General features: G+C 66.9%; 28 protein-coding genes and 1 tRNA gene. 12 read left to right on the top strand and 17 right to left on the bottom strand.

What is annotated here, in order from left to right; translation table 11 throughout:
• Nucleotides 1-4 precede the first annotated feature (4 nt).
• Nucleotides 5-862 carry an NAD-dependent epimerase/dehydratase family protein gene (locus tag ACYVF6_RS36950; protein WP_460528457.1) on the top strand — a complete coding sequence of 286 codons (858 nt, stop codon included), beginning with the start codon at nucleotides 5-7 and terminating at the stop codon, nucleotides 860-862.
• Nucleotides 863-867: 5 nt separating this feature from the next.
• Here ACYVF6_RS36950 and ACYVF6_RS36945 read toward each other — a convergent pair whose 3' ends face one another.
• Entirely contained in the window at nucleotides 868-1,710 is an 843-nt protein-coding gene (locus ACYVF6_RS36945; protein ID WP_460528455.1) for a DMT family transporter, read from the bottom strand.
• A gap of 143 nt (nucleotides 1,711-1,853) precedes the next feature.
• Here ACYVF6_RS36945 and ACYVF6_RS36940 point away from each other — a divergent pair, with 143 nt between their 5' ends.
• Together ACYVF6_RS36940 and ACYVF6_RS36935 are read left to right on the top strand one after the other, a co-directional pair.
• Nucleotides 1,854-2,828, top strand: coding sequence for a LysR family transcriptional regulator (locus ACYVF6_RS36940; protein ID WP_460528453.1), 975 nt, complete (start codon nucleotides 1,854-1,856; stop codon nucleotides 2,826-2,828).
• 11 nt (nucleotides 2,829-2,839) lie between these two features.
• On the top strand, nucleotides 2,840-3,649 hold the full coding sequence (locus ACYVF6_RS36935; protein ID WP_460528451.1) for a CPBP family intramembrane glutamic endopeptidase: 810 nt from the start codon (nucleotides 2,840-2,842) through the stop codon (nucleotides 3,647-3,649).
• An 18-nt stretch (nucleotides 3,650-3,667) separates the two neighbouring features.
• Here the strand turns inward: ACYVF6_RS36935 and ACYVF6_RS36930 are convergent, their stop codons facing one another.
• The 3 genes from ACYVF6_RS36930 to ACYVF6_RS36920 are packed head-to-tail and all read right to left on the bottom strand — an operon-like array spanning nucleotide 3,668 to nucleotide 5,499.
• Nucleotides 3,668-4,117 carry an HIT family protein gene (locus tag ACYVF6_RS36930; RefSeq protein ID WP_460528449.1) on the bottom strand — a complete coding sequence of 150 codons (450 nt, stop codon included), beginning with the start codon at nucleotides 4,115-4,117 and terminating at the stop codon, nucleotides 3,668-3,670.
• A 36-nt stretch (nucleotides 4,118-4,153) separates the two neighbouring features.
• Entirely contained in the window at nucleotides 4,154-5,014 is an 861-nt protein-coding gene (locus ACYVF6_RS36925) for an LLM class oxidoreductase (RefSeq protein WP_460528447.1), read from the bottom strand.
• 35 nt (nucleotides 5,015-5,049) lie between these two features.
• Nucleotides 5,050-5,499, bottom strand: a complete 450-nt coding sequence (locus tag ACYVF6_RS36920; protein WP_460528445.1) for an OsmC family protein — start codon at nucleotides 5,497-5,499, stop codon at nucleotides 5,050-5,052.
• Nucleotides 5,500-5,586: 87 nt separating this feature from the next.
• Here ACYVF6_RS36920 and ACYVF6_RS36915 point away from each other — a divergent pair, with 87 nt between their 5' ends.
• Together ACYVF6_RS36915 and proS are read left to right on the top strand one after the other, a co-directional pair.
• Complete coding sequence (locus tag ACYVF6_RS36915; RefSeq protein WP_460528443.1) at nucleotides 5,587-6,381, top strand: helix-turn-helix domain-containing protein; 795 nt, start codon at nucleotides 5,587-5,589, stop codon at nucleotides 6,379-6,381.
• 227 nt (nucleotides 6,382-6,608) lie between these two features.
• Nucleotides 6,609-8,021 (top strand): proline--tRNA ligase, encoded by a 1,413-nt coding sequence (proS, locus tag ACYVF6_RS36910; RefSeq protein ID WP_460528441.1) that lies wholly within the window; start codon nucleotides 6,609-6,611, stop codon nucleotides 8,019-8,021.
• Nucleotides 8,022-8,032: 11 nt separating this feature from the next.
• On the opposite strand, the gene ACYVF6_RS36905 is transcribed toward proS, so the two are convergent.
• Nucleotides 8,033-8,578 (bottom strand): GNAT family N-acetyltransferase, encoded by a 546-nt coding sequence (locus ACYVF6_RS36905; protein WP_460528439.1) that lies wholly within the window; start codon nucleotides 8,576-8,578, stop codon nucleotides 8,033-8,035.
• Nucleotides 8,579-8,992, bottom strand: coding sequence for a hypothetical protein (locus ACYVF6_RS36900; RefSeq protein ID WP_460528437.1), 414 nt, complete (start codon nucleotides 8,990-8,992; stop codon nucleotides 8,579-8,581). It lies immediately after the preceding gene.
• A gap of 17 nt (nucleotides 8,993-9,009) precedes the next feature.
• Between ACYVF6_RS36900 and ACYVF6_RS36895 the strand changes: the two genes are divergently transcribed.
• Both ACYVF6_RS36895 and ACYVF6_RS36890 read left to right on the top strand, forming a co-directional pair.
• Entirely contained in the window at nucleotides 9,010-9,552 is a 543-nt protein-coding gene (locus ACYVF6_RS36895; RefSeq protein WP_460528435.1) for a P-loop NTPase family protein, read from the top strand.
• Nucleotides 9,553-9,569: 17 nt separating this feature from the next.
• A tRNA-Gln gene (locus ACYVF6_RS36890) sits at nucleotides 9,570-9,645 on the top strand.
• Between the two features lie 80 nt (nucleotides 9,646-9,725).
• Here ACYVF6_RS36890 and ACYVF6_RS36885 read toward each other — a convergent pair.
• Nucleotides 9,726-10,883, bottom strand: a complete 1,158-nt coding sequence (locus ACYVF6_RS36885) for a tyrosine-type recombinase/integrase (RefSeq protein WP_460528433.1) — start codon at nucleotides 10,881-10,883, stop codon at nucleotides 9,726-9,728.
• Between the two features lie 63 nt (nucleotides 10,884-10,946).
• Here ACYVF6_RS36885 and ACYVF6_RS36880 point away from each other — a divergent pair, with 63 nt between their 5' ends.
• A complete protein-coding gene (locus ACYVF6_RS36880) occupies nucleotides 10,947-11,255 on the top strand; it encodes a winged helix-turn-helix transcriptional regulator (protein ID WP_460528431.1) in 309 nt (102 codons plus the stop codon).
• Here the strand turns inward: ACYVF6_RS36880 and ACYVF6_RS36875 are convergent, their stop codons facing one another.
• The 6 genes from ACYVF6_RS36875 to ACYVF6_RS36850 form a co-directional block, all read right to left on the bottom strand.
• Nucleotides 11,256-11,513, bottom strand: coding sequence for a helix-turn-helix domain-containing protein (locus ACYVF6_RS36875; RefSeq protein ID WP_460528429.1), 258 nt, complete (start codon nucleotides 11,511-11,513; stop codon nucleotides 11,256-11,258).
• 230 nt (nucleotides 11,514-11,743) lie between these two features.
• A complete protein-coding gene (locus ACYVF6_RS36870; protein ID WP_460528427.1) occupies nucleotides 11,744-13,807 on the bottom strand; it encodes a hypothetical protein in 2,064 nt (687 codons plus the stop codon).
• Nucleotides 13,788-14,132, bottom strand: a complete 345-nt coding sequence (locus ACYVF6_RS36865; RefSeq protein ID WP_460528425.1) for a hypothetical protein — start codon at nucleotides 14,130-14,132, stop codon at nucleotides 13,788-13,790. Before ACYVF6_RS36865 ends, ACYVF6_RS36870 begins: the two co-directional genes overlap by 20 nt.
• Nucleotides 14,133-15,163: 1,031 nt before the next feature.
• A complete protein-coding gene (locus ACYVF6_RS36860) occupies nucleotides 15,164-15,328 on the bottom strand; it encodes a hypothetical protein (protein WP_460528423.1) in 165 nt (54 codons plus the stop codon).
• A 9-nt stretch (nucleotides 15,329-15,337) separates the two neighbouring features.
• Entirely contained in the window at nucleotides 15,338-15,529 is a 192-nt protein-coding gene (locus ACYVF6_RS36855; RefSeq protein WP_460528420.1) for a hypothetical protein, read from the bottom strand.
• Nucleotides 15,526-15,936 carry a hypothetical protein gene (locus ACYVF6_RS36850; RefSeq protein ID WP_460528417.1) on the bottom strand — a complete coding sequence of 137 codons (411 nt, stop codon included), beginning with the start codon at nucleotides 15,934-15,936 and terminating at the stop codon, nucleotides 15,526-15,528. Before ACYVF6_RS36850 ends, ACYVF6_RS36855 begins: the two co-directional genes overlap by 4 nt.
• Nucleotides 15,937-16,335: 399 nt before the next feature.
• Between ACYVF6_RS36850 and ACYVF6_RS36845 the strand changes: the two genes are divergently transcribed.
• Entirely contained in the window at nucleotides 16,336-17,076 is a 741-nt protein-coding gene (locus ACYVF6_RS36845) for an XRE family transcriptional regulator (RefSeq protein ID WP_460528415.1), read from the top strand.
• Nucleotides 17,076-17,552, top strand: a complete 477-nt coding sequence (locus ACYVF6_RS36840) for an NUDIX hydrolase (protein WP_460528413.1) — start codon at nucleotides 17,076-17,078, stop codon at nucleotides 17,550-17,552. Before ACYVF6_RS36845 ends, ACYVF6_RS36840 begins: the two co-directional genes overlap by 1 nt.
• On the opposite strand, the gene ACYVF6_RS36835 is transcribed toward ACYVF6_RS36840, so the two are convergent.
• Nucleotides 17,549-18,103: an HD domain-containing protein gene (locus ACYVF6_RS36835; RefSeq protein WP_460528411.1), complete on the bottom strand. Its 555-nt coding sequence runs from the start codon at nucleotides 18,101-18,103 to the stop codon at nucleotides 17,549-17,551. The two genes, ACYVF6_RS36840 and ACYVF6_RS36835, sit on opposite strands and share 4 nt — an antisense overlap.
• Before the next feature lie 413 nt (nucleotides 18,104-18,516).
• On the opposite strand from ACYVF6_RS36835, the gene ACYVF6_RS36830 reads away from it, so the two are divergent.
• Nucleotides 18,517-19,866 (top strand): GAF domain-containing protein, encoded by a 1,350-nt coding sequence (locus ACYVF6_RS36830; protein ID WP_460528409.1) that lies wholly within the window; start codon nucleotides 18,517-18,519, stop codon nucleotides 19,864-19,866.
• 397 nt (nucleotides 19,867-20,263) lie between these two features.
• On the opposite strand, the gene ACYVF6_RS36825 is transcribed toward ACYVF6_RS36830, so the two are convergent.
• From ACYVF6_RS36825 to ACYVF6_RS36815, 3 genes are read right to left on the bottom strand one after another with little or no spacing between them, the layout of a single operon-like run.
• Nucleotides 20,264-20,626 (bottom strand): DUF3846 domain-containing protein, encoded by a 363-nt coding sequence (locus ACYVF6_RS36825; protein WP_460528407.1) that lies wholly within the window; start codon nucleotides 20,624-20,626, stop codon nucleotides 20,264-20,266.
• Nucleotides 20,623-20,847, bottom strand: a complete 225-nt coding sequence (locus tag ACYVF6_RS36820) for a hypothetical protein (protein ID WP_460528405.1) — start codon at nucleotides 20,845-20,847, stop codon at nucleotides 20,623-20,625. The genes ACYVF6_RS36825 and ACYVF6_RS36820 overlap by 4 nt, the downstream gene beginning before the upstream one ends.
• Nucleotides 20,844-21,203 (bottom strand): hypothetical protein, encoded by a 360-nt coding sequence (locus ACYVF6_RS36815; RefSeq protein WP_460528403.1) that lies wholly within the window; start codon nucleotides 21,201-21,203, stop codon nucleotides 20,844-20,846. Before ACYVF6_RS36815 ends, ACYVF6_RS36820 begins: the two co-directional genes overlap by 4 nt.
• A gap of 486 nt (nucleotides 21,204-21,689) precedes the next feature.
• On the opposite strand from ACYVF6_RS36815, the gene ACYVF6_RS36810 reads away from it, so the two are divergent.
• Nucleotides 21,690-22,421 carry a helix-turn-helix domain-containing protein gene (locus ACYVF6_RS36810; protein ID WP_460528401.1) on the top strand — a complete coding sequence of 244 codons (732 nt, stop codon included), beginning with the start codon at nucleotides 21,690-21,692 and terminating at the stop codon, nucleotides 22,419-22,421.
• Nucleotides 22,422-22,431 lie beyond the last annotated feature (10 nt).

The raw sequence follows: 22,431 nt of genomic DNA, 5'->3' as shown, positions 1-22,431 counted from the left end.
AGCCATGACACGTGTGCTGCTCACAGGAGCGACCGGGTACATCGCGAGCCAGCTGCTGCCGGAGTTCCGCGAACGCTACGACCTGCGGCTGGTCGACGTCCGCTCCACCGACCGGGACGGCAAGCCGGTCGAGGGCGTGGAGGTGGTCGACCTGCTCTCGGCCACGGACGCGGAGCTGGCGGCACTGTTCTCCGGCGTCGACGTGGTGGTGCACTCGGCGTACTACCGGCCGCCGGAGAGCGACCGTTCGGCTGGGAGCCCGGGCGTCGGCAAGCCGCGGTACGAGGCCGAGCGGCGCAACGTCGACCTGATGCAACTGGTCTACCAGGCGGCTGTGGACAACGGCGTGCCGCGCGTGGTGGCGGCCAGCACGAACCAGGCGGCGAAGTGGTACGAGCAGCCGTTCTACCAGGGCTTGCGTGACCGCGTGACGCCCGAGGACTACCCGCGGCCCGACACGTTCTACGGCTGGGCGAAGGCGGCGTACGAGTCTCTCGGCTTCCTGTACGCCTGCGGCAGCCTGGGGACGAAGCTCGAGGTGATCCAGCTGCGGATCGTGGTGCCGCGCGAGATCGACGCCGCGAACTTCGAGTCGGCGCCCCGCGAGCGGTACATCCGGGAGCTGGCCGGCTACATCTCCGAGCGCGACCTGCGGCAGCTGTTCGTGAAGTCGATCGAGACGCAGTCCATCGAGGACAAGTACGGCGTGCCGTTCCACATCTTCTACGGCGTCTCGGGGAACGCGCGCACGTTCTGGAGCATCACGAACGCGCGTGAGGTGATCGGATACGCGCCGGAGGACGACTCCGAGGTGCGGTTCGCTCCCGACATCGCCCGACTGCTGTACGGCAAGGAGTCGTAGCGGCGTCAGGACGCGGCGAGCGCGAGGACGCCGCAGAGCGAGGTCGCGATCCCGAGCTGCTGCCTGCGGCTGAGCCGCTCGTTCAGCCAGATCCTGGCCAGACCCATCGTCACGACCGTGTGCAGGGAACCGACGACGGCGACGACGCCGACCAGGCCGTGGGTGGTTGCCAGGGCGTACAGCGAGTCGGCAGCGACGATGAGAACGCCGATCAGCGCGATCGGGAGTACGTCGGAGCGGCTCAGCGCGAGCCGGTGCCCGCGTGTCTTCCGGGCGGCCACGATCGATGCGATCAGGCTCACTGAGACGAGCCGGCTGAGGAGCAACGGCCACAGGAGGCCGGTCTCGGTGGCCTGATCGAGCGCGAGGAAGAACGCGCCGAAGCCGAGCGCGGCCAGCAGCCCGTATCCCACGCTCGGACCGATCCTGGCCGCCGCGGTTCTGGGGCCGGTCGAGGTGATCACCAGTCCGACGAGTGCGAGCCCGACGCCGACGTTCTGCAGCGGGCCTGGCACCTGGCCGAGGAACAGCCCCGCCACGACGGGTACGACAGGTGCGGTGGACGCCACCGGCGCGACGATGCTCATCGTTCCGACCGAGAGGCCGCGATAGAGGGCCGCGATCGCCACCGCTTCGCCGACTCCCGCGACGGCGGCCCAGATCAGGTGCCGGCCGTCGGGCGGGGCGTTCCAGGTGGCCGCGACGAGCCCGATCAGGACGACCAGCGCGGTGGCCTGCGACACCAGCAGGACCGTGAGCAGCGGGACTTTACGCGCCCGCAACCCGCCGAGGAAGTCGGACGTTCCCCAGCCGAGACCGGCACCCAAGGCCAGCAGGACAGCCACCATTTCGTACCCCTTCGATGCGATCGTGCCGAGGCGAGCACCTCACGAGCTCCTCACGATTGATCGTCGTGGCTCCGCCGGGGCAGGTCCAACACCCGTTCTCGCCTGATCTACACAGCAGATGTGTGAATGCGGTAGACAGAGGAATGGCCGACGAACTGGAGCTCCGCCTGCTGCGTCATTTCGCCGCGGTGGCCGAAGAGTTGCACTTCACGCGGGCGGCCGAGCGGCTGTTCGTCGCGCAGCAGGCGCTCAGCCGCGACGTACGCAAGCTGGAGGAGCGGGTCGGCACGCCGCTGCTCGACCGCACCACGCGCCGGGTGCAGCTCACGTCTGCCGGGCGGCGGTTGCTGGTCCGCGCGCGGCAGATCCTCGCCCTGCATGACGAAACCCTGCGCGAGTTGCGTGGGGAGAAGCAGTCGTTGCTCGTCGACGTCGTCGGTCAGCGGCTCACGCCGGCACTGGTGCTCGCCGCTGCTCGCTCGCGGGTCGAGCGGTGGGACTTCTTCGCCAGGTATCACGGCGGGCTGGACGCCTCCCTGCCGTTGCTCGCCGGTCACCAGCTCGATGTGACGTTCGGCCGCTGGCACGGCGTCAGCGGCGAGCCACCGGTGGGGCTTGCGACGGAGCTGATCAGGTATGAGCGGATCGCTGTGCTGCTTCGCGAAACCCATCCGCTCGCGGCGTACGACGAGATCCCGCTCGCTCTGTTGCGCGAGGCCGACGCCTGCTGGCACTGCGGCGACCACGCGTCCGCGCAGTGGGAACAGGCGGTGCTGCAGCTCTTCGCCGGCACCGGCGTCGAGGCGTTCCCGCCGCGACCCAACGTCCGCGGGATCGACGAGTTGGCGTACCACCTGCAGCAGTGGGACATGCCCGTGCTGACGATCGCCAGCCAGCCCGACGTACCCGGTGCCGTGCTCCGCCCGCTCGTCCAGCCGGCGGCGGTGTACCCGTGGAGCATGATCTGGCGTCAGGACGCCGGCAACCCGGGCCTGACCGCGCTGCTCGAAGCGGCTCGCGAACTCGGGGCCGCGGCGAACTGGCTCGAGCTTCCTGCCGGCGCCTGGCTTCCCGACCCGGAGGCGGGCATCCGTCCGACATCCGGGAAGACCGGGTAGTTTCCCCTTCTGTGCGCGATGTCCTACGCCGATGGGCGAACCCTCCGCGTCCGTCGGCTCCGCCCCGGGTCGCCGAGCCGCGGGAGCGGCGCGCGCTGACGGTCGAGATCGTCCTGGTGCTGGGGGCGACGCTGGGGTACTCCGCGGTGACCAGCCTGCTGTCACTGGTCGACTCGTACCTGCGGCCGGAGCCGTTGTCGAAGCAGTCGGTGGCGTTGAACGCGCCGCAGGCGGAGGCGAGCCTGCTGGACCTGCTGTCGCAACTGGCCGTGTCGGGACGGCGGTTCGTGTTCGGCGCGCTGGGGCTGTACCTGCTGTGGCGGGGTGGTCTCGCGCTGCTGCGGGTCGGCCTGGACCGTACCCGGCCGTGGCGCGACCTGCTGTCGGGTGTGGGGCTGACGGCACTGATCGGTCTTCCGGGGCTGGGGCTGTATCTCGCCTCGTACGCCGCGGGGTTCAGCCTGAACGTCCAACCATCGGTGCTCGACGACACCTGGTGGCGGACGCCGATGCTGATCCTGTCGGCGTTCAGCAACGCGTGGATCGAGGAGATCCTGATCGTGGCGTACCTGCTGACCCGGCTGCGGCAGCTGGGCTGGGCCGAGAACGCCGGCCTCCTGCTGTCGGCGGTGATCAGAGGGTCTTATCACCTGTATCAAGGGCCGGGCGGGTTCGTGGGCAACTTCATCATGGGGCTGATCTTCGGACGGCTGTGGCAGCGAACGAACCGGATCTGGCCGCTCGTGCTCGCCCACACCCTGCTCGACGTGGTCTCGTTCGTCGGGTACGCGCTGCTCGCGGGCAAGGTGTCCTGGCTGTAGGCGCTGCGGGGCCGGCGCTCACGGCTCGAGCAGCGGGCGGCCGGTGCCGGGGCGCCAGGGGTCCGGCCGCCGGTTGTCCGTGCCTTTGACCGCGGAGCGTACGCCCTGGTCCCACTTCGGCTCGTCCTCGAAGCGCGGCAGAACGTGCAGGTGGGCGTGCAGCCGGGCCTGGTCGTTCCAGCCGAGGGTGTAGCCGTCGGGCGCCAGCCACTCGTGCAGCGCGGCCCGCGCCCGAACCAGCAGGTCGTGCGTCGCCACCCACTCGGCGGCGGTGAGCTGGAACGGCGACCGGCGATGCACGATCGGAACGACCACGCCGGAGCCGGGCAGCACGTCCGGCGGGAGCCCGGCCTCCGCCTGGACGCTCGGATCGCTGCTGGCGAAGAAGACGCAGTGCTCGTTCTCGAGGTACACGTCCGCGGCGCGGAAGCGGTCCAGCCGGCAGAAGCCGCACTCGGAGTCACCCATCGCCCCATAGTGGGCCATGGGTGACCGCGGCCGGGCTCAGAGCACGGCCTTCGCCAGTAGGTCCAGCTGATCCAGGCCGGCTGTCGTCGGCACGAAGATCAGTTCGTCCGCTCCGGCCTCGGCGTAGGCGTCCCGGAGTTGGCGCGCCGTCGCCGCGTCGACGACAGCTGACCGCGCGATCGTCTCTGCGTGTTCGCCCAATGGTGCGTAGAAGTCGCGCAGGTAGTTACCGGCGACGTTCCGGGCGTCATGGCCGAGCGCGTAATAGCTCAGCACCACGATCCGCGGCCGGCCCGCACGCCCTGCTTGCTTCCAGAGCCGGCGTACGGCGGTTGCGCCGGCCGCCAGGTCTGCCGGCCCGCCGACGCCCTGTGTCCAGCCGATGCCGAAACGCGCGACCCGCCGAAAGCTCGCCTCTGAACGCCCGCCGATCAGGAGCGGCACGTTGCCGCGCGCCGGCAGCGGTCCCACCGCACCCGCCGAACCACGTTCGGCACCGCTCCAGATGCCGGCCAGCTCGGCCAGCATCATGTCCAGCCGGGCGCCGCGCCCGTTCCAGGGCACACCGCTGGCGTCGTAGTCGTCCTTGCGCCAACCGACTCCGACGCCGAGGGTGAGCCGTCCCTCCGCGACCGCGTCGATCGTCGCGGCTTGCTTGGCGAGGAGCGCGGTGTTCGCGCGGTACGGCGCGATCAGCACGTTGCTGAGCAACCTGATCCGTTCCGTCACCGTCGCGCAGGCGGCCAGTGTGATCAACGGTTCGAAGCCCGGATGAACCAGCCGATCGAGCACGCTGAGCGAAGCGAACCCGACGGCCTCGGACCGTCGCGCCCAGTTGACCAGCGTGCCTCGATCGACACCGTCCACCAGGGCCGGGAGGCTGATCCCGATCTCCATCGGTATTCCTTCCGTATTCCTTCCGTACTTCCGAGCTACGCCAAGCCGATGACAACGGGGATGTTGCCCTGGGTGGCTTTGGAGTACGGGCAGACCCCGTGCGTCGCCTCGAGCAACTTCGCCCCGGTGTCTCCCCGTAGGTGCTCGGGCAGGTCGACGGTCAGGGAGACGGCCAGGTTGTAGCCCGAACCTGGGTTCTTCTCCACCAGGCTCACGCGTGCGGTCACGGCGACATCGTCGGCGTCGAGCCGCATCTGCCGTGCCACGTACCTCATCGACGTGGCGAAACAGGCCGCGTAGCCGGCGGCGAAGAGCTGTTCGGGGTTGGTTCCGTCGCCATTGCCGCCCAACGCCTTCGGGAGCGCGAGCGGAACGTCCAGTAGCCCATCGTCCGACACAGCTCGGCGATCCCTGCCGGACGAGGTGGCCAGGGTCGTGTAGACGGCGTTTTCGTGTGGGTCGGTTCGGTGCGTTTCGGTATTCATGGCACTCAGCGTCCACCGGCGGCCGGCGGCCTGTCGATTACCTCTTTGGTAATCGATCCCGGACGCTGCGCCGGTAGCGTTGCCGGCGTGAGGAACGACATCGCACAGGAGCCGCGGACCGTTGGCGAGCTGATCCGCTACTGGCGTACGCGTCGCAGACTCAGTCAACTCGACCTGGCACTGGAGGCGGAGCTCACGACCAAGCACCTCAGCTTCGTCGAGACCGGCCGGGCCAAGCCAAGCCGCCAGCTCCTGCTGCATCTTGCCCAGCACATGGACCTGCCGCTGGCCGAACGCAACCGGCTCCTGCTCACCGGCGGCTTCGCGCCGATCTACCTCGATCAGCCCTACGACTCCGAGGTAATGCGGCCGTTGCGCGAGTCGCTGCATCGCCTGCTCGAGGCGCACCAGCCCAACCCCGCGCTGATCGTCGACGGGCTCTGGAACCTGATCGCGGCCAACCCGGCGGCCGCGCTGCTCTGGGACGGTGTCGACCAAGCGCTGCTCGAACCTCCGGTCAACATCCTCCGGCTCGCCGTACACCCGCACGGGCTGCCGAGCATCTCCTCCATGACCGCGGCGTGCAGCACACCGTTGATCCGGCAGCTCAGACGTGAGTACAACGACAACGCCGACGACTCACTCGGACGCCTTGTCGAGGAGGTCGAGTCCTACCTCCCAGACCACCTGCCCGACGCCGCCGCCCACCAGCCGATGGTCACGCTCGACCTGCGTACACGCCTCGGCACCGTCAAGCTCTTCACCATCATCGCCACGCTCGGCGCACCGCTGGAGGTCACGGCCGCCAACCTCGCGATCGAAACCTTCCTCCCCGCCGATCACAACAGTGCCGAACTCCTCCGCGAACTCGCCGGCCGATGAGTATGAGCAATCAGCCGAGTGACTTCGCCGTCGCGCCTATCGGCCATACGTCACCACCGCGCGACCGAGCCGGATCACCTCCGACCAAACCCGAGGCATGCCGCCGGGTGTGGCGTCGGCGATCCGGCTTCGCGGAGCGACCGCGGCCGGCGTCCTGCGACCCCGGGATCCCGAGTCGCGCCGGTCCACAGGTCGGACCGTCACCGGCAGGCGTCTAGGATTCGCGCATGGCGAAGAAGGGCGTGCTCACCCCGCAGGCAGAAGACTTCCCGCGCTGGTACCAGGACGTACTGGCCAAGGCCGAGCTGGCCGACAACGGCCCAGTCCGCGGAACGATGGTCATCCGGCCATACGGCTACGCGCTGTGGGAGCGGATGCAGTCCGAGATGGACGCGCGGATCAAGGCGACCGGTGCGAAGAACGCGTACTTCCCGCTGTTCATCCCGGAGAGCTACCTCAGCCGCGAGGCGGAGCACGTCGAAGGCTTCAGCCCGGAGCTCGCCGTCGTCACCCACGCGGGCGGCAAGCAGCTCGACGAGCCGGTCGTCGTACGTCCGACGAGCGAGACGATCTTCGGCGAGTACATGGCCAAGTGGGTGCAGAGCTACCGCGACCTGCCGCTCCTGCTCAACCAGTGGGCGAACGTCGTGCGGTGGGAGCTGCGGCCGCGCGTGTTCCTGCGTACGACGGAGTTCCTCTGGCAGGAGGGCCACACCGTGCACGCGACGCAGGAGGACGCGGCGGCGTACGCACGGACGATCCTGCACGACGTCTACGCCGACTTCATGACCGAGGTGCTGGCACTGCCGGTGATCGTCGGACGTAAGACCGTGCACGAGCGGTTCGCCGGTGCGATCAACACGATGACGCTCGAAGGCATGATGCGCGACGGCAAGGCGCTGCAGATGGGCACGAGCCACGAGCTGGGGCAGAACTTCGCGAAGGCGTTCGAGATCAAGTACCTCTCGGACGCCGGTGTGCAGGAGTACACCTGGACCACCTCGTGGGGTTCGACCACGCGGATGATCGGTGGTCTGATCATGGCGCACGGCGACGATGCCGGGCTGCGACTCCCGCCACGGCTGGCCGCGACGCAGGTCGTGCTGATGGTCGTGAAGGCCGGCGAGGGCGTGGGCGAGACGGCATCGAAGCTGGCGGCGGAGCTGCTGGCAGCCGGCGTACGCGTCGAGGTCGACGATCGGGTCGACACCGGCTTCGGGCGGCGCGCGGTCGACTGGGAGCTCAAGGGCGTGCCGATCCGGGTCGAGATCGGGCCGCGCGACCTGGCCGAGGGACAGGCGACGCTCGTACGGCGGATCGTGGGTGTCAAGGACCAGGTGGCCGTCGGGTCGGTGACGTCGTCGGTGGTCGCGGCGCTCTCTGACGACCAGGACGCGCTGTTCAACGAGGCCCGCGAGCGCCGGGACGCGTCGATCGTCGACGTCTCCTCGCTGTCGGAGGCCGTGGAGGCCGCTTCGACCGGCTGGGCGCGGATCCCGTGGGCATCGGTCGGCGAGGCCGGCGAGGCGAAGCTCGGCGAGAGCTCCGTGACCGTCCGCTGCCTGATCCGGCCCGACGGGTCGGTGCCGGACTCCGAGGACGAGCCGGACCTGCTCGCGCTGGTGGGCCGGTCGTACTGACTCGTCCTGCGCTAGGGCCGTCGGTAGTAGAGGTACAGCCGGGTCTCTTGCTCTGGCTGGCGGACGCTGACCTGGCGTAGGCCGGCGCGCTCGAGGGCTGCCCTGGAGGCGCGCTCGGCCGGCAGGATGCGGAAGACGTGGCTCGTCGTGGGCCAGTCGTTGGCGAGCCAGGTGTCCGTGGCCCGGACGACTTCGTACGGCAGGTCGGTGTCCTGGCGGTCCTGGCGGATCCAGAACGTCACCCTGGGCGTTCGGTCGTCGGATCTGAGCGGGTTGAGGTAGAGGCAGCCGAGGCCGGTGCTCCTGGCGGGATCGAGCAGCACGAACGTGAACGCCGTGCCGGCCCGGTGGTCGGCCTCGTGCCGGGCGATCAGCTTCGCGTCCTGCTCCCGCGTGAATCCGTCGACCGGCCACCTGCCGTCGGAATGGACGCGGATGACGTCCGGGCTGGCGAGGTAGGCGGCGAGGTCGAGGTCGACCAGCTCTGCCGTGAGCGGGGTGGCGACGAACGCGCTGTGGACCAGCTCGGGCGGAGGTTGTGCGCCTGCGGGGAGCATCTAGAAGATGCCGGCGTGGTCGTTGTAGCAGGAGCTGAACTTGATCTCGTCGTTCAACAGCGGCCGGCAGGGCTGCGCGCGGCTGCTCCAGAAGAACGCGAGCCCGATCGTCAGGACGGCAAGGATCAACCCGGCGAACGCGTACCGGCCGTTGGTCGCCCGCCCGCGATTGGTGCGGATCAGCCCGGTCAACGCGAACGCCAACCCGATCGCCGCGACCAGGATCGCCCCCGACCAGCCGACGGCCAAGCTGGCCAGAAACCCGGCGCCGGACAGTCCGAAGCCGATCCAGCCCGCCCCGTTGAGCGGCTTGCGTTCGGGTGCCGGTTGGCGTTCCGGCTGCTGTTCTGGCTGGTCAGGACGGGGGCCGGGCTCGTTGTCGTCGGGAATAGGCTGGTCAGGAACGGAGGTCATGGGCAGAATCTTCCACCATGCGCCGAGTTTCCGTCATAGGTAGTGCAGGATCGGGCAAGTCGACCCTCGCCCACGCCCTCGCGTCGCGCATCGGCGCCTCCGTAGTGGAACTCGACCACGTCTACTGGGTCGGCCCAGGCTGGACCCACCGCCCGCCGGACTCGTTCCGCTCGTCGGTCGCGCAGGTGGTCGCCGGTGACCGCTGGGTGATCGACGGCAACTACAGCAGCGTCCAGGACCTCGTCTGGTCCCGCGCCGACACAGTCATCTGGCTCGACCCGCCTCGTTCGGCGGTGATGTGGCAGGTCGTCAAGCGCACCGTCCGCCGCGTGGTGACGCGGGAGGAGCTGTGGAACGGCATCCGCGAGCCGTGGAGCAACCTCTACGCCCCCTTCGGCACCGACTCGATCATCCGCTGGTCCTGGAACCAACACGCCGAACTGCGCCAGAGGTACCCACGCGCCATGGCCGACCCGGCCAACGCCCACCTCGCGTTCCACCACGTCCGGTCCCGCGAAGAGGCGGCCTCGTTGCTCGCAAGAGTGGAGCAGGTAGCCTAAGCTGCGCACAACCTTGATCCCGGGTCGTCTAGCCTGGCAGGACAGCGGACTTTGGATCCGTCAACGAAGGTTCGAATCCTTCCCCGGGAGCCACGTTTCCGCAGGTCAGAGACTTGCGTTGCAGTGATCCGACCGTATCACGGTCCGGTCGTCTCACAATTTCTCACATCTCGCTAAGCGATCTTGTACAGGTCGTTGAGCGCGACGGCTCCGTACTGAAGGTCGTCGTTACTCGCGTGGACGTAGGTCCGCATCGTGAACGCGGCGTCGTGGTGACCCGCCCACTTGCTGATGACCGAGATCGGAACCCCGGCCTTCTCCATCAGACTCAGCGTTGTGTGCCGTGAGTCGTGCAGCCGGATCTTCGGCAGTTGGGTGCGAGCGCAGATCCTTGCGAACTCGCGGGAGTACCAGTTCGGGTGCACTGGTGTACCCAGAGCATCCGTGACGAGGTACGCGTCCTCGTCTTCCTGGTACGCCGTACCCGCTAGCTCGGCGTCGCGTACCTGCTGCTCGCGTAGGTCGCTGAGCGCGGATACGAGGACGTCGTCGAGTGGGAGCGTGCGCTTCCCGTTCTCGCTCTTCGGCTCTTCGACCCGTACCTTCTTGTCGACCACGATCCGAGCGCACCTGACCGTCAGGGACTTGGCGGTCAGGTCGAGATCCGACCACCGCAGCCCGAGTACCTCACCGCGCCGCAGCCCGTAGAGTGTCAGCCGCCAGGCGGCGTGCAACCGGTCGTCCTCGACAGCGGCGAGGAATTGGCGTACCTGTTCCTTGCTCCACGTCGGGTGGGCCTTCGGCCGGCCGGTGGGTGGTGTGACGAGCTTCGCCGGGTTGCGGGCGAGCTTGCCCTCCTTGACGGCCATCTCCAGCGCCGCCGTGAGCCGTCCGAGCGTGTACCTCGCCGACCGAACCGTGAGCCCGGTCCCCTTCGTGCCGCCGCTCTTCCGGGCGGCCGTGAGGATGTGATCGACGAGGTCCTCGACGTCCTTCTTGGTGATCGCCTGGAGCAGCTTGTACCCGAGCCGATCCCGCGCCCTCTGCAATGCGACGTGGTACGAGGTAGCCGTGGATACGCGCAGCCCGCGAGTCGCACCTTTGAGGTACTCGTCGAGGTACTGGTTCAGCGTCTCCTCGGACGGCTTGACGTACACGCCCCTGTTGGTTTCGTGGCGTATCCGCGACAGCTCGGCGCGTGCCTCCTTCAGGGTGTCGAAGGTACGCGTGAGCTGTAGCCGCTTGCCGTTCTCGTCCCGCCCGACGTCCACGACGAACCGGTAGCGCACGCTCTTGTCCGCCAGGACGATCTTGCGGATTGGATCTTTCACCTGCCTTCTCCTCTCGCTATGCATCTTGCATCGAATTCAGATGCACGACTAGTCTGCGATGGTATGCATCGGAAGTCAAGGCGCGAGGATGCCCCGCTGTTCGAGTTGTTCGAGGTGCTCGGGCAGCGCTGGGCGCTGCGCATCCTGTGGGAGCTGCGCTCAGACGAGGCCTTGACGTATCGCGAGCTTGCCGAGCGGATCGCCGGCTTGTCGACGAGTGTCCTCACCCATCGCTTGCGGGACTTGCGTGCCGCGCGACTGGTCGAGCACTCAGGAGGCTACCGCCTGAGTGACCAGGGGCGGAAGCTCCTTCCCCACTTGGAGAATCTCCGCGCGTGGGCGGAACGAGAGGACTTCCGCTCGGGCACGTAGTCATGCCGCTGCCGACTGGTCGGGCGGCTCGACGCCGAGCACTCGTAGGAGGTCGGCGGTGGGGACACGGTAGGTGCTCCCGATCCGGAGCACGCGGCAGGGGAACTCGCCGCGGCGCGCCAGCTCGTAGCCGGTCGAGCGGCCGAGCCCGAGCGCGCGTGCTGCCGTCGCGATGTCGACGATGACGGGCAGCGCGAGCAATTCGGCTCGCGTGAGTGCCTTGTCGTGGTGCTGATCTTCTGAGTCGTGAGTGGTCATGGTCAGCCTCCCTCCTCTTGGCTTCGCGGACCGTCACGGATATCCGTGACACACGGATCGAAGATTGGCCGGACCCTCGATATTGGCCCTCAAACGGGCCTCCTGGGCATCCCTCCTGTGATCCGTGACATGTGTCGGTCGGTGGTGTTCGACCAGGTCAGACGGTGTTTCGATGTGTGAGCGGATCTGTGTGCCGTCACGGATCGATCCGTGTCGGTGCACGGATCGCGTCACGGATCGTTTGGGCCGTTCTCGGCCGGTCCGTCCCAGCCGTACGCGTAGTCGGGCGGCTTGACGCGTCCGTCGTTGATGCGCTGGACGGCGGCTGCGATGTCGCTGTAGTGGTAGCCGCGTCCGCGTTCGCCGTTCTCCCAGAACGGCTCACTGTGGGGCTGCACACCGCAAGCCGTGAGCAGCATCCCGAGCCGCTTACCGGACAGCCCGGCAAGACGTGAGTTGGCAAGCAACCGCGTCGTGTGCAGTCGGTCCGCTCCGCTCGCCTTGAAGACCTCGTGAACGGCCGCCAGTACGGGCGGCACGTCCGGCTTGCTGCCCTCCACGAGGTGGAGGTCCGGCCGCCCCTCGTCGCGGCGGAACGGGGATGGGATGAGCTTGGACGGTTCGAGCCCGAGCTTCTCGGCCGTGGTCGGCTCGCTCGGCGGCGCGTACGTCTGACGCGGTTGCGGCTTCGCGCCGGGAACGAGGTGGCTGGAGCGTTCCGGACTCCACCGGCTGTAGTACCCGCCGGCTGCCTGCGCCGCAGCCGCCGAACCCGCGTCGAGGTCCAGGCCGAGGTAGGTGTTCCGTTCGGCGATTCCGCCGGGTCCGCCGATCTCCTCGTAGGCGACCCACCACGCTTTGGCGGGGAGGATGCGCGTATCGAGCCCGGCTTGGACGAGCATGGCGCCGGGATGCTCCAGCTTGGCCAAGTCGGCGGCGATCTTGGTGTCGCCGAAGATGTAGCGCGCGTCGTTGGCGTCGGCCACGCCGAGCCCGAACGTGTTCTCAAGCTGCGACTTGAGATCGCCTGAGCCGAGCATCGTGACCGTGCCTCGCTGCGCGACCAGGTCGACGCTGACCGCCTCGGACCGGCCAAGCTGCACGATCTTCAACCCACGCCGTGCGTTGGCGGCGTTGGAGACGTCATGTTGGCCGAAGATCAGCGCGACCTCTTCGCACAGAATCATGATCTCGGGAAGCTGCGGCGTGGGAGTGATCTTGTCCCCGCCGGCGGCGCTGTTGGCCCGGTAGTCGATCACTGCCTCGGCGGCCCGGAGCATCTTGTCGACCTCGGCTTGGTTGGTGGCTACCCAGTCGATGACCGGCCTGTGCGTACGTCCTTCGAACCATGGTTGGAGCCACGGCCGCGCGGTACGCCCGCCTTTGCCGTCGATCATCCACACCACGACGTCCACGCAGCGGGTGAAGGCTGCTGTCTTGACGTTGATCAGGTTCGACTTGCCCTTCCCGCGCAAGCCGACGGTCTTGGACGCCCGGCCCTGCATCGGAACCTCCAGGGTGGTGGAGTCTTCGTATACGCCGAGCGGCAACGGCTCGTTGATGGTCAGTGGCGCGTTGTCGCGTGGCAGCGGGATCGTCTTGGACAGGATGTCGACCTCGTTGACGTGCAGCCACACCTCGGCGGCGGTCTGCCCACGTTCGACGTAGATCGCGCCGTAGCGGAGTCCGGCGGCGATCTCGATCTCTTCCGTCTTGTTCCGCAGCGTGGCGTACTTGACCTTCCCGTCGACCGGCAGCAGCAGCCGGAGGGTGTAGCAGCCGTGGCTGTGCTCGATCCGATCCCGCTGCACGACGCCTGGCATCCCCAGCATCGCGAGGAGGTCGGGCCAGCGCCGCGCCTCGGCCGCGGCGAGTTGCCGACGTCGCTCGTCCTCTTCGCGCATGCGCTTGCGGTGCTCGGAGTGGCGGGCGAGGAACCACAGCGGCCCGAACAGGCCGAGCCCGCAGGCCAGCACCGTGACGGCGGTCTTGGACCATGCCGTCGTTCCGGATGTCCAGATCAGCCACAGCCCGGCCAGCGCGACGACCGTGATGGCGTAGGTGCGCGGGAAGCTGCCGAGATCGGTCCGCCGTACTGCGGTCACGGTCCCGAACAGGGCGAACAGTGCGACGGGGGCGACGTACAGGACGTGGACGTTCAGGACGTCGAGCAGGGCGCCGAGGGTGTAGAGGGTGAGCGCGGCGAGGATCGGTGTACTGATGACCGACCAGCGCCACGGCATCTCCAGGAGCGACCACGTTCGGCTCCTGGGCTTACTGGTTGGCGCGGACATCCCACATCTCCTCTCGCGGTCGTGGGTTCTCCAGCCGTTCGAACTCCTCGGAGTGGTGTGAGCGGAAGATGTCGCGTGCCTGGCCGGCCCAGTCGGTCAGTGAGCTGGCCGCCGATGCCAGCTCGCTCAGATGGTCGGAGACCGCCGAACCGACCGGCAGGTCGGATGCGAACCGCTGCGCGAGGCTCCCTTGAGTGGTGGCGAGAGCCTCATACAGCTGTCCGAGGTCCCGTAGGAAGATGTCGACTTCGGTGATGTTCTCCGGTTCCCACGAGCCGATCGCCATGATTGCTTCGGCCGCGCTCTCGATTGGGGCAGTAGACATAGTGGTGTCTCCCTTCTCTCGTTTGGGTTTCTCGTTCGGGCGTCGCTTCGGCTTGCCTGGCTTGGCCTTCGGCGGGCGATGACGTGCTGTCGTCCGTTCGGGCTGTTGGGTCTTTTCCTGCGCCGGCTCAGGCGGCTTGTGGCGGCGTCTGTTCCGCCACGCTGCCCACGCGCGCCGCAGGAGCCCGCGACGTCTTCGGGTCGTCTTCTGACGGCTGTCCGCTGGCTTCCTGCGTCGGGGCGACGGATTGTGTCCGGCGGCTTGCCGCGGCGCACCCGGCCGGCGTGCCCTTCGCCAGCCACCGGAACGCGGCGCACCCGCCGAACCACGGCCAGATCTGCCAGGCCCTGCCGTCCGACCCGTTTCGCTCGATCGGCTCCCGCCGCTCCGGTTGCCGAACGGCCTCGTCCGCTTCGCCGGTTGCGGTTTGGCTTGCCGCGATGGCTGTGTCGGCTGTCGATGCCGGGACACGTTCCGCTGCTTGGGCGGCGTTACGCGCTTCGGCTCGTTTCCGGACCGTGGTTTGCTGCGGTCGGCCTTCCTTCGTGTGAAGGGGACACGTGGCTTCGGGCCGTCGCTCGGGTTACGGCGCTTGCTCCTGCCGAAGCCGCGCAGCTTCGATCCGACGCCGCCGCGTTGGGCAGACCCTTGGCCAGTGCTCCCGTGCGAGCGGCCTCGACTCCCTCCGCCGAGTCGGCCCGAGCGACCGTTACGGGTTTGAGCAACCGGAGCGTTCCGCGCCCCGCGTTGTCTCGGGAGTCTCGGGAACCGCCACCGTCGTTGCCGTCCCCACCTGAGTCGAATCACCACGACGGCCACGACGTAGAGGACCAGCAGCACCCCAACCGCGACGATGCCGGGCCAGCCAAGCTGGGTAAGCCCGAGCGCGCCAAGGATGGCGAGGATCGTGATTGCGAAGACGAGCGGCGCCATGGTCGCGGGCGCTTGAGCGTTGTTGGGCTTCGGCTTCTCTTCGCCAGCCGGCTCAGGCTGTGGCTCTGCGTCGGGCTTCGGTGCGGTCGGCTGCTCGCTCATTGGGACCCTCCGGCGTGCAGCTCGTCTCGCAGGTAGTAGAGCGGGTCGGCCTCGCCCTCATCGGCAGCCGCCAACGTGGCGCGAGCGGCAGCGGCCAGGTTGGCGTACGCCAGTCGCGTCAGCGCGAGCACGGCCCGAAGCTCGTTGGTCTCGTCGAACATGGCGACCACCTAGCCCGACACCAGGCGCACGACACGACTGATGAACTCGGTCACGGCCGGAGCGAAGGTCGACGCAGCGAGGTAGAACCCGAACAAAGCGCAGACCGCGGCGTGCCACCACTTCAGCCCGGCGAACTTGTGCAGGAGCAGGATCAGGACGCCGAGCGCCACAACAAATGGAACCGAGACAGCGAGACTCATGCCGCCTCACCCCTCGCGCTCCGGTCGCGCCGGCTGGCCAGATGACGGCGGTACTCCCACCGCAACCGCCACAGCCCTCTACGCCGTCGACTCGTCCTGTGCCCGCTCGCCGGATCGGCGAGATATGCGACAGCGATCGGTCGTGTGTCCGGATGTATGACGTGCCCGACGAAGATGCGGACCCGTACATAGGCCACGGCCGGCTCGGCCAACGTGAAGCAGCTCTTGACCATCACCCGTGCCCCGCCGGGCAGGTCCCCGCGCCGCTCGAGTATCCAGGTCTCCAGCACACTCCGCGCAATCGATCCGGGGTCGCGGGTGAACGTGTGCGCCCGGCTGACGGCGACCTTCCAGCATCCGTCGCCGGAACTGGTGGCGATCTCGTAGGTGTAGTGCTCGCGCATCATGCCGCCCTCCGCTCTCCGCGTCGGCGACCTCGGCGCGCGATGCGCCGAGCCAGCGCGTTCCGGCGGCGCCAGATGGCCCGTGCCCGGCACTTGCGGCACAGCCCGTACGGCTCCTCGGCTCGGGCGCCGCACGGGCAGCCCCAGCGCATCTCGTCCAGAATCTCCAAGTGGTGTCGCATCGCTGACCTCCCTCGTCTCGACGTGAACTTGCACGTCAACGAGGATGCGACGAAGCGTAGGGACGCCACTACAACGCAACCGGACAGCTCAAAGACGTCTAGCCACGGCGGGGACGTCCCGAGACGTCCTTTGGGACGTCTTACGCATCTGAGCGGTGGCGGAGTGTCAGGACGTCCCGGTTAGGATGATGCCGTCCTAAGACGTCCTAGGGTTGGGTGCATGCCGAACGAACGGTTACGAGCGGCGCTGCTCGAACGGGGATTGACGCCGACCAAGCTCGGCGACGCGCTCGGGGTCAACACCAAGACCGTCGAGCGCTGGATCAATGGCCGGCTGCCCTACCGCCGCCTCCGCTACGCCGTCGCGGCCCAACTCGGCCTGGAGGAGAGCTACCTGTGGCCGGACGCGCTTCCTGGTGATCAGGTGGCCGAAGCGTCCGAGAGCGAGATCCTGGCTGTCTACGCCCACCGCTCAGAAGTCCCGCGCGATGTGTGGAAGCGGTTCTTCGCTTCGGCTGAGCGCGAGATCGACATGCTTGTCTACGCCGGACAGTTCCTAGCTGAGGACGCCGGCATCCAGCAACTGCTCGCATCGAAGGCGAACTCCGGAGTCCAGCTCCGCCTCCTGTTCGGAGATCCAGATGGACGCTATGTCGCTCAACGCGCCATGGAAGAGGGCGTCGAAGGCATGGTCGGCCCGAAGATCCGCGGCGCTCTCGTCTACTACCGCCCACTCCTCGGCCGCGACGGGGTCGAGATCCGCTTCCACGACACGCCGCTCTACAACTCGATCTACCGCGCCGACGACCAGCTCCTCGTCAACTCCCACATCTACGGCATGCCAGCCGCCCGCGGCCCGGCCTGGCACCTCCGAAAGGTCGCCGGAGGGGAACTGATGAGCACCTACATGGAGAGCTACGAGCGAGTCTGGCAAAACGCGCGACCGGTCACGGAGCTGTGATGGCAAGCCGCATCGACTATTACGACGACCCCGACGCGCCGGAGCCGAACAGCCTTGTCCCGTCAGTCAACGTCGCCGTTACCAACGACGTCGGCGAACTGCTGCTGATCCGCCGCTCCGACAACGGCAACTGGGCCATGCCCGGCGGCGCCATCGACCTCGGAGAATCCGTCAGTCAGGCAGGCATCCGCGAAACCAAGGAAGAGACCGGAATCGACTGCGAGGTCACCGGCCTCGTCGGCATCTTCACCGAACCCAAGCACATCATCCTCTACACCAGCAACGGCGAAGCCCGCCAAGAGTTCTCCATCGTCCTCACAGGCCGAGCAACCGGCGGCCAGCCCACGCTCAGCAGCGAGAGCACCGAAGTCCGCTGGATCCCCACGGCCGACATTCCCGCACTCCAGATGGATCGTTCGATGCGTCAGCGGATCCAGACCTACCTAGCGCAAGAGCCGAAGCCCTATATCGGCTAGCGCTCCGACTCCGCTAACTGTCGGTTGATGGCATGAGTCGCGCCCACCAGCCACGGCTCCGAACGGCGGATCGCGCGCGTCACGGGATGATCGTCGCCATACCGCGTGTAGATGTCGGCTATCCGTTCCTCCACGGTCACTGGTTGACCGGTGGGGTTCGCCGTCATGTCGCAGTAGATCAGTGCCTTCTCCAGGTCACGCGGCGGCAGTTGGAACTCGGCGAGTAGCTCCTTGTCCAATCCGCGCTCGTGGGCTTCGTTGATGGCGCATGAGTGGTACGCCACCAGGCCGCACAGCAGCCCGTCAGCTTGCTCGCTGTCTCGCAGGTACCGAGCACCGTCCAGCGGGTGGAAGTCCACCTCGACGAGCCAGGGAGCGTACCCAATGTCGTGCAGCCATGCGGCGGCTTCGACTAGGTCGGCGTTCTCGCCGAGAATCGGGGCGAGAGTGCGCGCTCGCGCGGCCACCCCTTGAGAGTGCGCCCAGCGCTGAGGAAGCGGGTTAGCGAGGAGGTTTCGGGCCGTCTGCTCGGCCCATTCAGCTCTGGTCACGTCTCACGACCATAGGCCACATCGGTGGGACTTCGAGGGACGTAGCCGGCCATCTCAAGACGTCCTAGCGGTCTTGAGACGTCCCCGCATCGGGGCCGGCAGCCACAGCACAGGCCCCTCGCCAACTCGATGTGCTCCGGCCCTAATCGTCACCGAGCGAGTTATACAGGCCTGCCTGGAAACACCACGCGTCTGCGGCAGGCGATGCTCCGAGCCACCGAATGCCCTTAGACATCCGTTGCGGCGAACTCAGGTTGCTACCTCAGAGGCAGCCAGGCGGGCAGCATAGCGAGCAGGAGATGTGCATCCCGCCCTGACGATCTGACGAAAGCCGGACCTCCAAGATCTCCTGCATGCGCTAGCAAGTTCGCATATAGTCATTGTCTGACTACCGATGCGGAGGAGGCTCGCCAATGGGCCCCGTTGAGTGGACGACGATCAGTGTTCTTGTTGCCATTCTGGTCGCCGCCGTTGGCGCTGCGTGGTGGGTAGCGCGACATTTGGCGGAAGCCAGAGTGGCGATGGCCGAGGCGGCGACGGCCAAGGCGGTTACGGAGGCCGAAAGCCGCGTGCATAGGGCAGAACTCACTGCCGCCGAAGCGAAAACAGCCTTCGATCATCAACTCCTGGTAGAGCTGCGTGAGCGTATACCGCAGAGCGGCAAAGGATACTCCCCAGGGCAGATACTTCAGCAAGAGATAGAGTCGGACCTTCGCTACGTAATGCAGGAGCTTGGGGCAACGGAGTGCGCCGCCCTTGTGCGCGACCCAGAACCAGGTTCAGAGTACCTAATGTTTCTCGCTGCGCATGGGCCAGCCGCCCCCAAACTTCGCAGAATGCTGGTCGGTCCAGACTCCATTGCTGGTCGGGTTCTTCGACAGGGTCGCCCCGAGATAATCGACAATCCATATGGCGACGACGAATTCTCTCCAATCGCAGATAAGCGCGCGCATCACGTAACGCGGCAAATGCTAACCGTGCCACTCTATACAGGCTCTACGATCGTTGGCGTCGCCGAGTTCCTAAATCCAGAAAATGTGGGAGGCTTCAGCGCAGAGGCAGCGCAAGTGGCCACAACAGCCACAGCGTCAATTGGCCTTAAGGTTGCAGAGTTTGTGCGCGATACGGACAACTTCGTGCAGCTGGGGATGTACTCGGCCACGCAACTGGCCGAGGCGGCTGTCATGTTCTGTGATATGAGCAGATCGTCCAGCCTGTTTAACGTTCTTCACGAATCCGGTGCAGTCATCTGCATCAACGACTACTTGAGCCAAGTTGGCGAGATAGTATTATCGGCCGGAGGCTCGATCGATCAGTATCTCGGCGACGGTGCAATGTTCCGTTTCGTCGAGGAGTTTCTACCTGAGCTTGATGCCACGTCAGGAAACTCGGCGACCGCAAAGGCATGCAATGCCGCACTCGGCGCGACGATGGCATTCGGCGAAGTGAAGCAGTCCTGGTTAGATTCGCGCTGGGAGGTTCGGAGTGTTTTCAGCCGGATCGGCATTGCATACGGACCATTCCGTGAGGCTGTTATTGGTCCGAGCCGCCACAGAGAGCACGTAGTTCTCGGGGCAACTGTCCACCGGGCTGCGCGGATTTGTGAGATTGCGCCGAGAGACAGGAATGTAATACTTGTAGATGAACGGATCGCCGATATGCTGCGCGGTGTGCGGAACCTGTCGGCGCGCCAGGTAGATGCAGGCGCGAAGGATCGAATCGACGGCCCGGTGTACGAACTCATTGATGGGCCGACCCGCTAGTCAACAAGCGAACCCGATCGCTCGGTGGGATACTTGGCTGTGAAAGGGATCATTAGGTTAGTGGAGCGCGCTACGGACGCCCTCACTCCGCTATGCCCCAAAGATCGCCTTCATCAGCTTCGCCTGAATTCGCAGCTGCTATCACGGACTCGCCAAGTGGATGACCTGTCACGCTGGCGGACCGGGAATCTCGCCTTGTCCATTGCATGAGCGGCAGTCCTCCATGGTCATCGAGCCGTAGTCGTTGTTGTCCTTCGGAATCCTCTTCAGCTTGGGTTGCAGTCCGCTGCCTTTGCAGGTCGGGCACAGAGTCATCCCAGGCTTGGACACGACGGTCCCCCTCTCTATCTTTGGTCGTCTCGGCGATGCCCTCCGTCGTCTATCCGACAGCGGAGAGCTACAGCTCGCCTCTGAGGTGCCGGAGTACGTCGGCGGGTACGTCGAGGTCTTGTCCGTTGCGGCCGGTGCCGACGAGCACGGCGGTTCCGCGGATGAGGCGTTTCCATGACGGGTCGGCCCATTGGGCGAGGTCGGTGGCGATGGTGTTGCCGGGTACGTCGGTGTGCACGTTGAGGCTGGTGGCTTCGTGGCAGTACACGTGCCAGCGCAGGTCGGGGTAGTAGATGGCCACGAACGCGCCGACGACCCGCTGATAGGTGCTTAGACTCGGCGTGAGCTGAGCAACCTTCATTTCGCCGTCTGGGCTGACCAGCAGCGCATGTACGCTGCCGGGCGTGTAGTCGGCGGGCGGCGTGGTCACGGCCGTTTCGCCGGGTACTTGAGCGCCATGCACAGCGCGTAGCCGTGTACCGACAGCCAGACCTCGGCCTCCACGAGAGGCAGCTTGTCCAGTTCGATCCGTACGGCGTCGTCGAGGAGTTCGCCGCGCAACTCGCCGGTCCCGCCGAAGGGGAAGGTCTCGGCGAGGTCGCGTAAGCGTCTCCGTGCGGCTATCTGTCGCTCGGCGTTAAGCACGTTCACGACTTCTCCTTGCACCATTGCGCGATCGCCTCGCAGACCGCCGAGTCTGGATCGATGCCACGTTCCACACAGGTCTTGGCCAACTGGTCAGCCAACGCGGCTGGCATGAGGACGGGCACCTCGATCGCGATGTCCGGGATCTTGGTGTGGGCGTTTCGCACCGCGGCTCTGAGCGCCTGGCCGTACTTCTGCTTCCAGTGCTCCTGCTCGCGCTTCGGCAGCCGCTCAACGGTCTCGAGGACCTCCGCCCGGAAGCCGTGGTCCAGGGAGTCCGGCTCGGCGTTGTCAAGGATGGTCTGCAGCTTGGCGAGCTGCCGGTACGTCTGCTGCTTGCGTTCGGCATAGGTCGTCGCCACGGGAGGCTCCTTGCTTGTCGTACTTGACGCCCTGGGAGCCCGGGAAATGAGGCCGCCACCGCGGCGGGCACAGGGAATCCGCAGTGGGTAGACGCGACGTCAACGTCCGGGCTCCCAGGGAGTTTGAGGGGGGAAGGGCGCGGACCACATGCGCCACGGGGGTGGTGCAGATGCAAACGCAGGTCGCCCGCGTCCTTCCAAGGCGCGGCACCTCTCATGGCTGGCAGGCGCAACCACGAGAGCTGCCACGCGGCTCGGTGACGGCAACCGAAGGAGGCGATGCCTCCACGCCGAGGTCTCGGGCGCGGCATCGCAGTCCAAGCGACGACGGTTGCGGTCACAGGCAAAACGCTCCCGCAGGACGTTGGGACGTCGCTACTCCCAGTAGGGACGACTTGGGACGTCTTGTGTTAACGTGGCACGGACGACTACGGACGTCTTGACGGACTCGGCGACACCGAGCCCGCGAGCAGAAGGGCAGAAGCCTTGAACGAGACCCTGCGACGCGCCATCCTCGCCAAGGGCCTGACCGAAGAGGACGTCGCCACCGCACTGAAGGTCGTCCCCAAGACCGTCCGGCGATGGATCAACGGCCGAACCCCGTTCGCTCGCTTCCGGATCGCCCTGTCCAACCTGCTCGATGTCGACGAAGAGGAGCTGTGGCCCGAGCTCCGGATCGCCCGCGCGGCACGCTCCCGGCCCGATGAGGTCAAGGCCGTCTACCCGCACCGCTGGTCCGTCACGCGCGAGGCGTGGCGCAACCTGTTCGCCTCAGCGGAGCGCGAGATCGGCATCCTCGCCTACAGCGGACTCTTCCTGGCTGAAGACGCCGAGATCCTCGGCATCCTCGCCGACAAAGCACGAGCCGGCGTCAAGGTCCGCATCTGCCTCGGCGACCCCACCAGCCCCCACGTCGCCGAACGCGGAACCGAAGAAGGCATCGGCGATGCCATGGCGGCCAAGATCCGCAACGCACTCGCCCTCTACCGACCATTACTCGACGTCGACGGCGTACGACTCCGCCTCCACCGAACCGTCCTCTACAACTCCCTGTACCTGACCGACGACGAGCTACTCGTCAACCAACACGCCTACGGCATCCCCGCAGCCCACTCGCCCGCCTTCCATCTCCAGAGGACTGAAGGCGATGACATGTACGCCAGCTACCTCGAAAGCTTCAAACGCATCTGGACCAGCGCACAACCCAACAGTCATTGAAGTGGGCTAT

It is taken from the genome of Flindersiella endophytica (assembly GCF_054779015.1).
The sequence above is the reverse complement of the archived record's forward strand: the minus strand, read 5'-3'. Positions and strand labels throughout refer to the sequence as shown.